At 49.9% G+C, this 13,416-nt stretch carries 13 protein-coding genes and 1 riboswitch; of the genes, 7 read left to right on the top strand and 6 right to left on the bottom strand.

Features of this window, described 5'->3' with window-relative positions; genetic code table 11:
* Positions 1-498 precede the first annotated feature (498 nt).
* Positions 499-672, top strand: a riboswitch (M-box (ykoK) riboswitch).
* Positions 673-744: 72 nt separating this feature from the next.
* From AC2A1E_RS04055 to AC2A1E_RS04085, 7 genes are all read left to right on the top strand, one after another.
* Positions 745-1,770, top strand: coding sequence for a magnesium transporter (locus tag AC2A1E_RS04055; RefSeq protein WP_484382670.1), 1,026 nt, complete (start codon positions 745-747; stop codon positions 1,768-1,770).
* 140 nt (positions 1,771-1,910) lie between these two features.
* Positions 1,911-1,991, top strand: a complete 81-nt coding sequence (gene mgtS / locus AC2A1E_RS04060; RefSeq protein ID WP_484382760.1) for a protein MgtS — start codon at positions 1,911-1,913, stop codon at positions 1,989-1,991.
* 305 nt (positions 1,992-2,296) lie between these two features.
* Positions 2,297-3,661, top strand: a complete 1,365-nt coding sequence (locus AC2A1E_RS04065) for a cation diffusion facilitator family transporter (protein ID WP_484382671.1) — start codon at positions 2,297-2,299, stop codon at positions 3,659-3,661.
* Positions 3,662-3,882: 221 nt separating this feature from the next.
* Positions 3,883-6,306, top strand: a complete 2,424-nt coding sequence (locus tag AC2A1E_RS04070; protein WP_484382672.1) for a DUF3772 domain-containing protein — start codon at positions 3,883-3,885, stop codon at positions 6,304-6,306.
* Between the two features lie 68 nt (positions 6,307-6,374).
* Positions 6,375-6,728, top strand: coding sequence for a cupin domain-containing protein (locus AC2A1E_RS04075; RefSeq protein WP_484382673.1), 354 nt, complete (start codon positions 6,375-6,377; stop codon positions 6,726-6,728).
* A gap of 155 nt (positions 6,729-6,883) precedes the next feature.
* Positions 6,884-7,126 carry a type II toxin-antitoxin system ParD family antitoxin gene (locus AC2A1E_RS04080; RefSeq protein WP_459402791.1) on the top strand — a complete coding sequence of 81 codons (243 nt, stop codon included), beginning with the start codon at positions 6,884-6,886 and terminating at the stop codon, positions 7,124-7,126.
* Positions 7,119-7,412, top strand: a complete 294-nt coding sequence (locus AC2A1E_RS04085; RefSeq protein ID WP_484382674.1) for a type II toxin-antitoxin system RelE/ParE family toxin — start codon at positions 7,119-7,121, stop codon at positions 7,410-7,412. Before AC2A1E_RS04080 ends, AC2A1E_RS04085 begins: the two co-directional genes overlap by 8 nt.
* 212 nt (positions 7,413-7,624) lie before the next feature.
* Here AC2A1E_RS04085 and AC2A1E_RS04090 read toward each other — a convergent pair whose 3' ends face one another.
* The 6 genes from AC2A1E_RS04090 to yghX form a co-directional block, all read right to left on the bottom strand.
* Positions 7,625-7,951 carry a hypothetical protein gene (locus AC2A1E_RS04090; protein WP_484382675.1) on the bottom strand — a complete coding sequence of 109 codons (327 nt, stop codon included), beginning with the start codon at positions 7,949-7,951 and terminating at the stop codon, positions 7,625-7,627.
* Between the two features lie 541 nt (positions 7,952-8,492).
* Positions 8,493-9,431 carry a 6-phosphofructokinase II gene (pfkB, locus tag AC2A1E_RS04095; RefSeq protein WP_484382676.1) on the bottom strand — a complete coding sequence of 313 codons (939 nt, stop codon included), beginning with the start codon at positions 9,429-9,431 and terminating at the stop codon, positions 8,493-8,495.
* A 333-nt stretch (positions 9,432-9,764) separates the two neighbouring features.
* Entirely contained in the window at positions 9,765-10,454 is a 690-nt protein-coding gene (locus tag AC2A1E_RS04100; protein ID WP_459398503.1) for a VIT1/CCC1 transporter family protein, read from the bottom strand.
* Between the two features lie 19 nt (positions 10,455-10,473).
* Entirely contained in the window at positions 10,474-11,055 is a 582-nt protein-coding gene (locus AC2A1E_RS04105; RefSeq protein WP_484382677.1) for a flavin reductase family protein, read from the bottom strand.
* A gap of 67 nt (positions 11,056-11,122) precedes the next feature.
* The gene (locus tag AC2A1E_RS04110; protein ID WP_484382678.1) at positions 11,123-12,220 is read right to left on the bottom strand and encodes a nickel/cobalt efflux protein RcnA; all 1,098 of its coding nucleotides are present in this window, start codon (positions 12,218-12,220) and stop codon (positions 11,123-11,125) included.
* A gap of 168 nt (positions 12,221-12,388) precedes the next feature.
* Positions 12,389-13,276 carry a YghX family hydrolase gene (gene yghX / locus AC2A1E_RS04115; RefSeq protein ID WP_484382679.1) on the bottom strand — a complete coding sequence of 296 codons (888 nt, stop codon included), beginning with the start codon at positions 13,274-13,276 and terminating at the stop codon, positions 12,389-12,391.
* Positions 13,277-13,416 lie beyond the last annotated feature (140 nt).

A 13,416-nucleotide genomic window follows, 5' to 3' on the forward strand; every position in this document is an offset into this window, starting at 1 on the left:
ACGCAGGATCTAGCTTGCATTTTATACAGAATGCTTGGTTGGAATACAGATTTTCCCATTAATAATATGTGCATCACGACGTATCCAATCGTGAACTTTATAAACGCTGGTTTTGTGCAGTTGCGCGAAGAATTTTATGTCCCCATCATATTTTCTATATATGAGGTCTTCAACCCTGGTGAATATGCGATTTTCCATTTGATGTTATTTCCCTTTTCCAACTTGATGTAAAATATAGATTTTTTATTTATTATGCAAATAAGCACAGATTTAAAGTGGTTATAGGGAATAGCGTAACATAAAGCGTTAAATACGGAAATCGTCTTTTCTACGCTAAGAATTTTCGTTGGGACATATCTTATTAGGCAGCCTTAAGCGAGTTATCCAAATTAAAATCAAACTCAGATATGCAGATATTTCTTAAATATAACCTCAACGGGAGGCGAGTTATCGAGCGCAATCAAGCCTAACAGGCCTATAATCGCCCTGTAGTTTAATGCAGTATCTCGTTTGGCGAGGCTCCTATACAAACACAGGTTACTGATCTGACGACATCGAGAGATGCCCAAGGTTAAGACAGGCTTTATCGGATTAAGGTTTAGCCCAAAGTAACTTCTGAAATTTTTTTCAGATACGTTGTATAGTGCTAAAACCTGGACGCGGAGATAGGCTGTCTGCACTCCCTCTTTGGTTAACGCCCCTATGCGATTCACTGTTGAAGTTTAAACAGAAATAGGGACTAACATGATTAAATCACTTCCATATTCTTCAGCAATGGTGACTGCCGCACCGGCGATAGTTCACAAAGAATCTTCTGTTGCTTGTTACATGAGCTCAGATTTCATCACCGTTTCTGGCACGATGACCGTGAATGAGGCAAAAGACTACTTTTTGTCGCAATTGCAAACCGATGAAATACCCACACAACTGTTCATTACCGCCGATGATTACCATCTGCGCGGCATGCTGTCAGTGAAGAAACTGCTGCAATGCCGTGAAGGCGAGCGAACGCTGGGTTCAATGATGAACCATACCTACTTCCATGTTTCGCCGGATGATGACAGGAATAATGTTGCTCATTTGCTGGGTAAGGGCGGGCTGGATGTCGTGCCAGTGGTGGTCAATAAGACGCTGGTTGGTGTCTTGGGTGAAAAAGAGATTGCTCGTCTGATTGAAGACGAAAATACCGAAGATGCGCAGCGTCAGGGTGCCAGTTTGCCGCTGGATAAACCTTATCTGGAAACCAGCCCCTGGTCGCTGTGGCGTAAGCGTTCTGCCTGGTTGCTGCTGCTGTTCGTGGCGGAAGCCTATACCGGTAACGTGCTGAAGGCGTTCGAAGAGCAACTGGAAGCGGCAATCGCGCTGGCATTCTTTATTCCGTTGCTGATCGGAACCGGCGGTAACAGTGGCACCCAGATCACTTCAACCCTGGTACGGGCCATGGCGCTGGGGGAAGTCAGCCTGCGCAATTTGGGCGCGGTCATCAGCAAAGAGGTGAGCACTTCGTTGCTGATCGCCATCACCATCGGGGTGGCGGCCTGGATCCGTGCCTGGATCATGGGGGTCGGGATGGATGTGACGTTGGTGGTCAGTCTGTCTCTGGTGGCAATCACTGTCTGGAGCGCTATTGTTGCCTCCATTATTCCGATGCTGCTGAAAAAAGGGGGGATCGATCCGGCAGTGGTCTCTGCTCCGTTTATTGCCACCTTTATTGATGGCACCGGTCTGATTATTTATTTCAAAATTGCTCAGGCTGTTCTGGGAATTTAACACGATTTATCGGCTCCTGCCGATGCGGGAGCCATAACCATGGAGGTACATCAACGCAATGAGCACTTTTTCAAGTGTACTTTTAATCAACGAGGTCGTTATCGATTACATTTAAAGAGGATTAAGTTATGGGAAACATGATGATGTTTATGGGTTTTTTGGGTTTGGTCAGCGTACTGGGGTTGGCAGCAGCCTACATGAGCACGAGATGGGATGACTAATGAACGAAAAAGAACCGCCTAGATGCATCCTTCCCGTAATTGCATCATGGATTATGGGGAGGATTTTATACTGACAATATAATCCGTGAGTGATAATGATGGTTATTCTTATTATGGGTCTGCTTTACGCTATTTTAATGATCTCTGTAGGTATTAATGAGATTTATTTCTATTCAACCGGTAAGTCTGAATTTATTTCCAGTTTGATGTTAACGTTTTCAGGGAGTATTCTGCTCATCGCTTTTGTCTGGCAATGTTCGGCAAAAACAAAAAATTAATTTCTTACTCTGAACATGAGTTGTGTTATGCAAAATGAAAAACAAGCCGTTGCCAGAAACTCAATGATTGCCAGCGGTCTACTGGCATTGGGCAAATTTATTGCCGGTATTTTCACCGGCAGTATTGGCCTTATCTCCGAAGGTATTCATTCCTTCACCGATTTTATCGCTACCTCTATTACCTGGTGGGCGGTGCGCGTCAGCGATAAACCGGCCGACGACGAGCACCACTTTGGCCATGGCAAGGTCGAAAACCTGGCGGCACTGTTCGAGGTGCTATTGCTGTTGGCCGCAGCAGGTTGGATCATTTACGAAGCGGTGAATAGCTTACTGGGTGAGGCGCATCAGATTGTTGCTGCGCCCTTTGTCATTGCGGTGCTGCTGGTGTCGATCGTGGTCGACTATTTCCGCGTGAAAGCGCTGAATCGTGTGGCAAAAGCGACCGACAGTGCGGCACTGGAGGCCGATGCGCTGCATTTCTTCTCCGATATGCTGTCATCTGGTGTGGTGTTGTTGGGTATGGTTTTTGTGCTGTTCGGTTTTGCCCGTGCGGATGCTCTGGCAGCACTGGTGGTGGCTTGCTTCATCCTGTTTGCGGCATTGAAGCTGGGCAAGCGCTCGTTTGATTCCCTGATTGACACCGCGCCAGCCGGTAGCCGGGAAGATATCGCTACCTTGCTCAACGATTTCCCGGCGATCCTCTCTACGGAAAACATCCGCTTACGCAGTGCCGGGGCAACGCTGTTTATCGAGGTGAGCGTCGGAGTATGCCGGACCCTGCCGCTGGAGCGGATCAACACGCTGAAAACCGAGATTGCCGCACAAATTACGCAACAATATACCAAGGCCGAGGTCAGGGTGATTGCCATCCCTCAGGCCAGAAGCGATGAAGATATGGCGACCCGTATCCGTATGCTGGCGGCCAATCACGGTGCTGTGGTGCAAAATCTCACGCTACAACAGTTGGCAGATCATATGTCGATCAGTATGGATTTGGCGGTACCGGCCAGTGCCAGCGTGGAGCAGGCGCATGATATCGCCTGCGAAGTGGAGGATATTCTGCGCCAGACGCTGGGGGAAAATACCGAGATAGAAACACATTTGGAACCACAGACAGCGCATTGCCTGACCAGCCAGGATGTGGAACACGGTGAGTTGGCGCAGATCCAGCAGGCACTGGCGCTATCTGCTGAAAACGGCGGGCTGGTCAAGGATGTACATAATATCCGTGCCCGTAAAACGTCACAGGGTGTGATTGTGAACTTCCATTGCCGGGTTTTGCCCGCGCTGTCGATTAGCGCGGCGCACGATGCTGTCGACTTTATTGAAAGGCAACTGAGAATGCAGTTTCCGGCCGTATCGCGAGTTATCGGGCACGTCGAACCGCTGTGATTGACTAACGCCCCTTGTCATCTGGAAAGGGGCGTTTTTACCGTTTAACCATTGTTGCCTTCCTGCACGCCAACCTAGCCTTGATTGACAACTTCTGCTCTGATTCTCGGATGAATACGCTTTTGCGTTGAATGGGTTATTACTATAATCAGCTCCTATTATTCAGGCGAAATCGGTTTATTGCTTCGCCTGTCGCCAACTCATTCTGAGTACTCACGGTTATGATGAAGCCTTTACAGATATTCCTGTTCTCCTGTTTGTTGTTTGGCCTGCAACTGGCTCCGTTGACACACGCTGCAGTTCCGGCGACCACGGCGGCAAGCAGCCAGCCAGATACCGCTACGGTACTGAAGAATTATCAAAAGCAACTGGATGCAATTAAGCAGCAGGTCTCTAAAGCCCACACAGATAATCAGTTAAGCAAACTGTTTATTGCTACGCAGACGTTGGCGACCAGCTTAGAGAAATTGGTGACCGACCTGCAACCAGAGCAGGAAAAATTGCAAGCGCAGCTGGACGTACTTGGGCCAGAACCTGTGCCAGGTTCGATGGCAGAAACGGCCGCCGTTGCCAAGCAACGCAATATGCTCAACAGCAGTAAAGGGCAGTTAGATGATGCGGTAAAACGTTCTCAAGCGATTAGAACCAATGCCATCGCACTGGGGCAACAGATCAACGATCTGCGCCGCGTCGCATTCAAAACACAGCTAGCGTTGAACACTGGCAGTATTTTGACTTCTGACTTCTGGGGGGCAGAGGAACAGCCGCCCGAGGAAGATCTGAACCAGTTCAGCGATTTTAATCAGCAGATGCTGCAGATTTGGGATACCAGTTGGCAAGAGGAATGGCGTTACGGCACTTCGGGACTATTGGGATTGGTTGTTGTCATTTGGTCGTTGGGTCGTTATGCCGTTGAGCGTTTTTTGGCCTGGCTGAGTATTCGTTACTTACCGGATGGCCGGTTACGCCGCAGCTTTATGGCGTTGGCGACGGCGATGATTACTCTGCTTGCAGCCACAGTTGCGCTAAATCTGATTGAGTTCACCTTTTCACGCGTTCAAGAATTCAGCCCTGTAGTTCAGGACTTTGCTAATGGTTTCAAACAATTGGGGATTTTCTGTGCGTTGATCGCAGGGTTAGGGCGGGCTTACCTTTCACTTAACCGCCCATCCTGGCGTTTGGCGCACATGGAGGATGCTATTGCTTCCGGTATGCGTTATTTCCCACCGCTGCTCGCGGCCTTGGCATTGGCTTTTGGTTCGATAGAACAGATTAACAATGTAACGGGGGCCAGCCTTAAAACAACGGTATTGGGCAACGGACTGGTCTCTACTTTAATGGCGTTAGTACTCTTGGCCATACCTTTACGCGCTCGCCATATTCGCCATCAATTGGTGCGTAATGGTGAACATGTTGAGAAACGCTCCACGCTTGATGGCATAGCTAATATCCTGATTTCGCTATCTTCCATAGTGATACTGTTATCACTGTTAATAGGCTACGTCGCCTTTGCTCGTTTTTTGGTCTATCAGCTAATCTGGATTGCGCTGGTTCTGATGGCGTTTTATTTCCTGGTGCTGTTCACCACCGATCTCTGTGCCGCCGTTTTCTCGCCGCAAACCACCAGTGGCCGGGCATTGAAGAAATCACTTAACTTCAAAGATCGCCATCTTGAGCAATTGACGATTATTTTCACCGCTATCGGCAAATGCTCATTACTGCTCCTGATGATTGTTGCATTACTTAATGGCTCATTCGGTACTACGACACCCAATTCGCTGATTGAGAAAATTATCGCCATTTTGAGCGGTGATGGACTGAAACGGCTGAATATCGTCCCAAGCAATCTGCTCAATGCGGTAATTATCCTGGTGATCGGTATCTATGTCCTGCGGGTGACCCAGCGCTGGTTAAGCCATGAGTTATTGCCAAAGACCATCAGCGATATTGGTATCCGGGCATCATTAGTGACGCTGTTCAGCAACGTTGGCTATGTGTTGATTATTTTGATCACCCTGGCCACGTTGGGTATCCAATGGAACAATCTGGCCTGGATTGTCAGTGCGTTATCGGTCGGTATCGGTTTTGGCTTACAGGAGATTGTGAAGAACTTTATTTCCGGCCTGATTCTGCTCACCGAACGTCCGGTAAAAGTAGGGGACATGATTGGTATTGGCGGTGTAGAAGGGGATGTGCGTCGTATTAACGTACGCGCCACGGAAATCCAGCTTAGCGATCGTTCGACCATGATTGTGCCTAATTCCCAGCTGATTTCGCAGAACGTGCGTAATGCCACCATGGGCAATGCACAGGGTGTGGTGACGATTGCGCTGACGTTCCCCATTAATATCGATCCTGAACTGGTGCGCAATATTTTACTCAGCGCATACCGGGAATATGAATCCATCCTTGAAACGCCAGCGCCTTATGTACGCTTTAGCCAGCTTGGCCCGGATGGCATCATCCTCAGCGTGACGGGTTATGTTGCCAGCCCGCGCATGGTCGGTGCCACTAAGAGCGATCTGCTGTTTAATATCCTCAAGTTGTTGCGTGAACAGCAGGTGAATCTTTCCAATCCGAAAGAAGTGGTATTTATGAAGCAGAACGCCAAAGAGCTTATCGACGAAGAAGAGCATTCATCCTGAACATTCATTTATAATGGCTTACAAAAATCAGGGTGATTAAGTTTTGTTGATAATGGAGAAACGTGCAGATGATAACGAATATGCTGAAACATTTTCCTGATGCCGCGCTCAAGGCAGAAGCGGAAACCTTCGAGGAATTGATATCTCAGCCGGGAGTGTTAATTGAGCGCATCATTTCTACCGGGCAATCGAGCCCGCCAGGATTTTGGTATTGCCAGCCTCAAAGTGAATGGGTCATGGTGTTACAGGGTTCGGCAGGCGTACGGTTCGAAAATGAAGCAGAAGTACGAGAAATGCACGTGGGTGACTTCATTAACATCCCGGCACAATGTCGACACCGGGTCGAATGGACAGATCCTGATGGCCCGACCGTGTGGTTAGCCGTTCATTACGGGTTAGAGGTGCCAGAAAAAAGTCTGTAGTTTTTCATGCGTTTTGGCGAAATCTGTAAGGGTAATATAGAGATTGTTTCTCAGATTTCGCGTAGCGCAACCAAAAATGGCTTATGCCATGCTGGCGGTCATTACAGCACTTTGCTATTATTGTATTACTCAGTAATACAACAATAGGCGAATTTATGGCACGAGTAACCAGTGTTACCCTCGGTGAGCATTTCAATGGATTCGTGGGCGATATGATCCAATCTGGCCGTTATGGCAACACATCCGAAGTTGTCCGCGACGCTTTACGCCTGATGGAAGCTCGTGAGCAGCGTATGCAAAATGTCCGTGAAATGGTACTGGCAGGCCTGAATTCCCCAGCCAGCAAAAACAGTATGGATGACATTTTCGCCAGGGCTGCAAAGGACTTAAATGTATAAGCTTTCCGAGCTGGCTGATGAAGATATCTTTCAGATTGCTCGTTACACAATACAGCAGTTTGGTCAAAACCAGGCCCGGTGTTATCACGATGAACTGAAAAGAGCTTTTGAGCTACTGGCCACATCTCCTTGGATTGGCAGGGAATGTGATTGGGTATGCGCAGGGATGCGTCGCTTCGAATTCAAAAAACACTCCATCTATTACATGTTGCAGGATAACGACATCTTCATTTTACGCGTTATTCACCAATCTATGGACGTTGATATACTCGACTTTCCAGAATGAGTCTTAGGTGTCAGAAAGAAGTCTGTAGATTTGAATGCCGTCCGCGAAAGTCAGTCCAGCAGGTGGCTCACTGCTGCAAATTTTTGCAGGCGTTTGGTGAAATTAATGTAGCGATTGTTTCTCAGATTTCGCGTAGCGCAACCAAGTAGTAGCCCATACCACCATAAGCCGCATGGGCTATTAACTCCCGACGTCTCTCAGTTGAACACCAGTTACAAGAATTTGTGTTGTTTCAGCACACCTTTGTCGTCAAAAGTAAATAAAATCGACTGTCCAAGGCCATTTTGGCATAGGATTCCATCAGTGTTGATATCGTCCGTAATCCCTTGGCAGGCCATATTGCTGACATAAGGACGAATTTGGCATTTCATCGTTTTGCCATCTTTAATGATCAGCTGGTTTGATTCGTCAATTTCATTTGCTGCTGGTGTCGGACAGGAGCCTTGCCCCCAATTAACGCCATGATGTTTATCAAATGCCGAACACCCCTGAAGCAGGAGTGCACTGGTAAGGATCGCCATGAGGTATTTCTTTTTCATTATCCAATACTCCTGAAGAGTTTGAAAAAGTATTACTGCAATAAAATCCAACCCTGAACGTTTTGATTCTGCGGTAGAAATGCTTGAGAATGTCATCAAGAAAGAAAGCCCGCATCATCATAATCAACGGCATTATATGATGGTGAGCTACCTGAAAGCGGTGATGCATGTCAGTAATTTAGCAGCGTGAGCCACTGGTCTAGGACGATGTCCAGATTCTACGCTCAACACTATTGGTACGCATAATGTATATTATGTTAAATTACATGCATGAGTTCAGGTTGTCCTCTACATGACAACAAATCAAGCTGTTACCTTCTACACCCTCTCTTATGAGATTGACGCCGAACGCATATTCTTGGTGCAAATATGCCCTCAATTTGTCCACGCCATCGAGATGATGCTATACAAGACACTGAGTTACTGCTTGCGATATCTCAAGGGAAAAAATGTCTAATACAATGTCACAACGCGCGGCCAGAGAAGGTCTGTATCGGCTTGCTGGCTGCCACATCGGCAGCCAGTCTAGTGACGGGATACGCTAATGCGAATTCTTGCAGATATAGTGATACAGCCGCTGAGTATCCTCTAATGAACAAAGACGCGTACCCAGGTTAAGCGTAGCCGCACTGCCTGCTGCCACGCCAAAGCGCACGGTATCGATCAGATCGGCGCCGTGCGCCAGTTTCAATGTCATCGCACCTACCATGCTGTCACCTGCCCCAACGGTACTCATTTTCTTCACCGGCGGCGGCACTATCTGCACACAATGATCCCGATCGACCGCCAATGCCCCCTGTGGCCCAAGCGACACCACCACCCGTTCGGCGGCACCGCACCGAACCAATTCCTGAGCGGCACTGCGCACATCATCAGGGTGTTCCAACGATCGGCCGATCAGCGCCGAGAGCTCATTCTGATTGGGTTTTACCAACGCCAGCCCGCCCAAATCCAGGCAAGCCTTTAACGCATCGCCAGAGCTATCAACGATACATTGCAAGCCCCTTGCCTGCGCCTGTTGCACCAGATAAGTTAATTTTTCAATGGCGGTACCTGGCGGCAAACTGCCGCTGATCACCAGAATTGAACCTGAAGGAATCTTGTGTACGCGCTCCACAAGCTGATCAAATTCTGCCTCGTTCAACCGTGCACCCGGCATAACAAAACGAAACTGCTCGCCGCTATTGTCTGCATGGACATGCAGATTTTGCCGCGTCCAGTCTTGGGTTCTCAAGGTTTCCGTATGAATACCTTCCCGATCGAGCAGCTCTTTCAAATGTTCGCCCGTCGGGCCACCGATAGGGAAAATCGCGGTAGCTTGGCCACCAAGATACACAACGGCGCGGGCTACGTTGATCCCTCCGCCGCCGGGTTCAAATATCGGCGTAGTGCAGCGTAGCTTCCCTTCCGGGTAGATTTTGGCGGTGGTTGTTGCACTGTCTAGCGAGGGGGACAAGGTTAAAGTGAAAATCTGAGTCATGATAATACAACCTTATTCTTTGGGTTTTACTTCGTGACAAGACGGTGAGAAAGCTCAGAAATAAGTAACTCCCCTAAGTAAAGCACATAACTCCACGTTGATGAGATTGCATCGAGAGTGTTGAGTCAGCGTAGGCATGAAAATAGAGCCCGTAGCGGATATAACGCCGGGCTGTCGATTGAGGCTGTACAAGTGAAGTATGGCATTCTTGGCTAAAGATGACTTTTTACGCGCGTTCCGAGCTTTTCTACTTTTCTTACTGACGTTTTTCACCCCTTGGAAATAAGGAACTCGCTGAGGCGGAAACATTGCCGCAGCGAGCCACTACCGTCGTCAACCTGCTACCAAACCAAATAATGCCCCCACGCCGGATGATACCCCCATGGCGAGCGCACTCCAGAATGTGATGCGGATAATGCCAGGGCCGATGGGAGCTCCCCCGGCTTTAGCCGCAATGCCGCCCAGGATCGCTAGCGACAACAGAGCCGATAGCGCGATGGCTGGGATCGCCCACTGCGCAGCCACAATCAGCGCGACACAAAGCGGCAGTATCGCGCCGACGGCAAAGCTCGTTGCCGAAGCCAGCGCCGCCTGCAATGGACGCGCGGTAGTGATTTCTGAAATACCCAGTTCATCGCGGGCATGAGCACCCAGAGCATCATGCTGCATCAGCTTTTCTGCCACTTGCTTGGCTAACGCCAAATCCAGCCCGCGATGCACATAAATAGAAGTTAACTCGCGGTGCTCGCCTGGATAATCAGCATGCAGTTCAGCCTGCTCTTCTGCCAGCGCGGCACTTTCCGTGTCGGCCTGAGAGGAAACCGAGACATATTCCCCGGTCGCCATCGACATCGCCCCTGCTACCAAGCCCGCAATTCCCGTCAGCAAAATGCTGCTGTGGGTGGCGTTGGCTGAAGCAACGCCCAATAACAGGCTGGCGGTAGAAACAATGCCGTCATTGGCACCTAAAACGGCGGCTCGCAGCCAACCGATCTTTTCTATGCTGTGGCGTTCTCTGTGCATCGGGGCTTTCCTTTTCTTATCACTTCTGTTTGCTGGCCGTCAGTGTCTCACCAATGGCATAGAATTGCCCGCCGGCAATGTAGTGCAAACTGCGCAGTGAGGGATCTGCGGTTTCATAGTGCCAATGCCCCTGTTTGAACACGCGCGTATCAGCCCATGCACCGATCACTTCGCCAATGAACAGGTCGTGGGTTTGCTGATTGTGCGGCTCTGGGATTAAGCGGCATGCGAGCCAGGCGGCACAGCCGGTCACAAAAGGCAGATCGTAGCCGTCGATGCTAAACAGTGTCACCCCGGAACGCGCCAGTTTATCCGGCTCTGTGAACAGACTGCGGTTACCCACTTCATAGGTCAATTGCAGTTGCGCCACCGTAGGCACCTGTACCACAAAAGTGCCACTGCCCTCGATCAGTTCGCGAGTTTTAGTCGATTTATCCAGCACCACGCTTAACTTCGGCGGTGAGAAATCCAGCGCACAGGCCCAGGCGGCGGCCATCACATTATCGACCTGCTCATGGCGAGCTGAGACCAGGATCGTCGGGCCGTGGTTGATCAAGCGATAGGCCTTTTCGAGTGCAACGGGGGCAATGTGTTTATCCATGAAATCTCTTAAAGTTGGTTGATGTTCAGCGAGTTAAACCTACTTCGCTCGGCACATTTGGGGGGAATTATTTCATCAACCCCGCCCAACCATGGTATCCCATGTAGATACCGACAACGGCGATTAACACGCTTGAAAAATAAGGTGCTCTACGTGCCAGCGTGTTGAAACCGCTCCAACGCTGTGTCGCTCGCTGGACGCTATAGGCTGCGGCAACACCGACTGCCACCAAAGTGAGTGCCAGCCCGATACTGAAGCACAACACCAGTGCGGCACCCAAGGTGAATGCTTTCACTTGGATGCACAACAAAAGTACCGTGATAGCGGCCGGGCATGGGATCAAGCCACCGGTCAGGCCAAAAAGGACGATTTGACCGGTGGTGACGTTACGATTGGCAAAACGCCGTTTGATATCGCTGGCATGTGCTTTTTCATGAGCGTCCTGATATTCCTGAGAAGAGACATCCAGCCCTGTCAGTTCCGCGTGATCGTGCTCCTTGAACATGACCTCGTAATCATGTGAGTGCCCACCATGCGTCAACGATAACCGCGCGGTGAAATGGTGAGGTTCAGGGATCGGGTGCACTGACTGTAAAAAGTCCCCGTGTTCTTCAAACTCAAAAAGCTGCGGAGGCTCGTTTTCCCTCAACGTGGTGACGGTAACCTTTTGGGCTCCCCAATGTTGTCCTGATAGATTTTTTAAACGCCAGTGAGGAGGCATGCCTTGTTCAAAAATCGATAACTCAACCTGCCCGTGCCCCGTATCAATCAGCTGTGATTCATCATGTTGATGCGGCTCATGCCCGGTCTTCCATTGCTGCTCTCCGCGCCAGGTACGCCAAAACATCCATAAGGCCGTGGCCAAAATAATCACCGCAGAGATAAGTTGGAAATAAGGTTCACTGGCTTCTGCGGTGAATTGGCGGCTCAGGTACATCCCGCCAAAGGCTATCAACCACACAACAGTCGTATGTGACAGCGTGGCAGCCAACCCCAACAGGACCGCCTGTTTTATGGTGCCCCGGACGGCAACGATAAACGCAGCCATCATCGTTTTGGAATGCCCGGGCTCTAGGCCGTGCAGTGCGCCAAGCAAAATGGCACTGGGGATAAATAACCAGGCGTTGCCTATGCCTTGCTGTAATAAGGCGGAAAAATCCGTCATAGATAAGGTCTCTTAAAAAATTCTGTGGCTTGCATAGAATCCAGCCAGTTAGCCTGCTGGCAGGTCTGAAATACTATACCTCCAGAGTAAAATTAAGTATGAAAACCTGCGGTGCGTTTTGAGCCAATTTCATGGCGGCTAAAACGAGTCTAGCCGCCATCTTGGGTATCATGCCAAATAGTGTCGGAACCAGGCCAGGGTTCTGTCCCAGGCGAGTTTAGCGGCGGCTTCGTCATACCGCGGCGTAGAGTCGTTATGGAACCCATGATTTACGCCTGGGTAAATGTAGGCTTCATAGGTTTTACCTGCCGCTTTGAGTGCGGCCTCGTAAGCTGGCCACCCTTCATTGATGCGGGTATCCAATGCGGCATAGTGAAGCAGCAACGGCGCTTTGATGCGTGACACATCTTCTGCTTTGGGCTGGCGGCCATAGAATGGCACTGCGGCACTCAGTTCTGGATAAGCGACGGCAGCCGCATTGACCACACCACCGCCATAGCAAAAACCGGTGATCCCTACTTTACCGGTGGTCGCCTTGTGCTGGATCAGAAACTCGATGGCGGCGAAAAAGTCATTCATCAGCTTTTCAGGATTGATCAAGAGCTGCAACTCCCTTCCCTTGTCATCGTTGCCGGGATAACCGCCCACGGAACTCAACCCATCCGGCGCGAGCGCAACGAACCCAGCTTTCGCCAAACGACGCGCGACGTCTTCGATATACGGATTCAGCCCGCGGTTCTCATGCACTACCACCACGCCGGGCACCGGCCCTTGTGCTTTGGCCGGGAGCACCAGATAGCCACGCACCTGACCGTGGCCGTTGGGGGATGGATAATTAATGTATTGCGGGATGATCTCAGGGTCGGTGAACTCAACCTGCTGAGCAAGGGCATAGTCAGGAAGCAGTGAGCCGATGAGCGTGGTGGCAGCGATCCCTCCCACCGCAAAGCGGGCCGCGCGATCAAAAAACTCACGGCGGGAAATCAGTCCGTGGGCATAGTAGTCGTAAAGTTCGAGCAGTTCTGGGGGAAAATCCTTTGCAGTAAGACGACTCATTTGTTCCTCCTGTCATTTATAGCATTACCCCAGCACCAAACAGCTTCAGGCGCTTGGCGTACTTTCATACAGCATGCCAAGCAGCGTTGCGGTGATCCAGGTTTTTATTATTACCTCCCCCATCTCTCTGCTGATGGACT

The sequence above is a fragment of the Serratia sp. HNCC26DJ206 genome (genome assembly GCF_057180605.1).

What these genes read in the sequence shown, in the direction of transcription:
- AC2A1E_RS04055 (WP_484382670.1), top strand. Translation starts at nt 745, where the DNA reads ATGATTAAATCACTTCCATATTCTTCAGCAATGGTGACTGCCGCACCG.
- mgtS (WP_484382760.1), top strand. Translation starts at nt 1,911, where the DNA reads ATGATGTTTATGGGTTTTTTGGGTTTGGTCAGCGTACTGGGGTTGGCA.
- AC2A1E_RS04085 (WP_484382674.1), top strand. Translation starts at nt 7,119, where the DNA reads ATGTATAAGCTTTCCGAGCTGGCTGATGAAGATATCTTTCAGATTGCT.
- AC2A1E_RS04100 (WP_459398503.1), bottom strand. Translation starts at nt 10,454, where the DNA reads ATGCACAGAGAACGCCACAGCATAGAAAAGATCGGTTGGCTGCGAGCC.
- yghX (WP_484382679.1), bottom strand. Translation starts at nt 13,276, where the DNA reads ATGAGTCGTCTTACTGCAAAGGATTTTCCCCCAGAACTGCTCGAACTT.
- AC2A1E_RS04110 (WP_484382678.1), bottom strand. Translation starts at nt 12,220, where the DNA reads ATGACGGATTTTTCCGCCTTATTACAGCAAGGCATAGGCAACGCCTGG.
- AC2A1E_RS04090 (WP_484382675.1), bottom strand. Translation starts at nt 7,951, where the DNA reads ATGAAAAAGAAATACCTCATGGCGATCCTTACCAGTGCACTCCTGCTT.
- AC2A1E_RS04070 (WP_484382672.1), top strand. Translation starts at nt 3,883, where the DNA reads ATGATGAAGCCTTTACAGATATTCCTGTTCTCCTGTTTGTTGTTTGGC.
- AC2A1E_RS04080 (WP_459402791.1), top strand. Translation starts at nt 6,884, where the DNA reads ATGGCACGAGTAACCAGTGTTACCCTCGGTGAGCATTTCAATGGATTC.
- AC2A1E_RS04105 (WP_484382677.1), bottom strand. Translation starts at nt 11,055, where the DNA reads ATGGATAAACACATTGCCCCCGTTGCACTCGAAAAGGCCTATCGCTTG.
- pfkB (WP_484382676.1), bottom strand. Translation starts at nt 9,431, where the DNA reads ATGACTCAGATTTTCACTTTAACCTTGTCCCCCTCGCTAGACAGTGCA.
- AC2A1E_RS04065 (WP_484382671.1), top strand. Translation starts at nt 2,297, where the DNA reads ATGCAAAATGAAAAACAAGCCGTTGCCAGAAACTCAATGATTGCCAGC.
- AC2A1E_RS04075 (WP_484382673.1), top strand. Translation starts at nt 6,375, where the DNA reads ATGATAACGAATATGCTGAAACATTTTCCTGATGCCGCGCTCAAGGCA.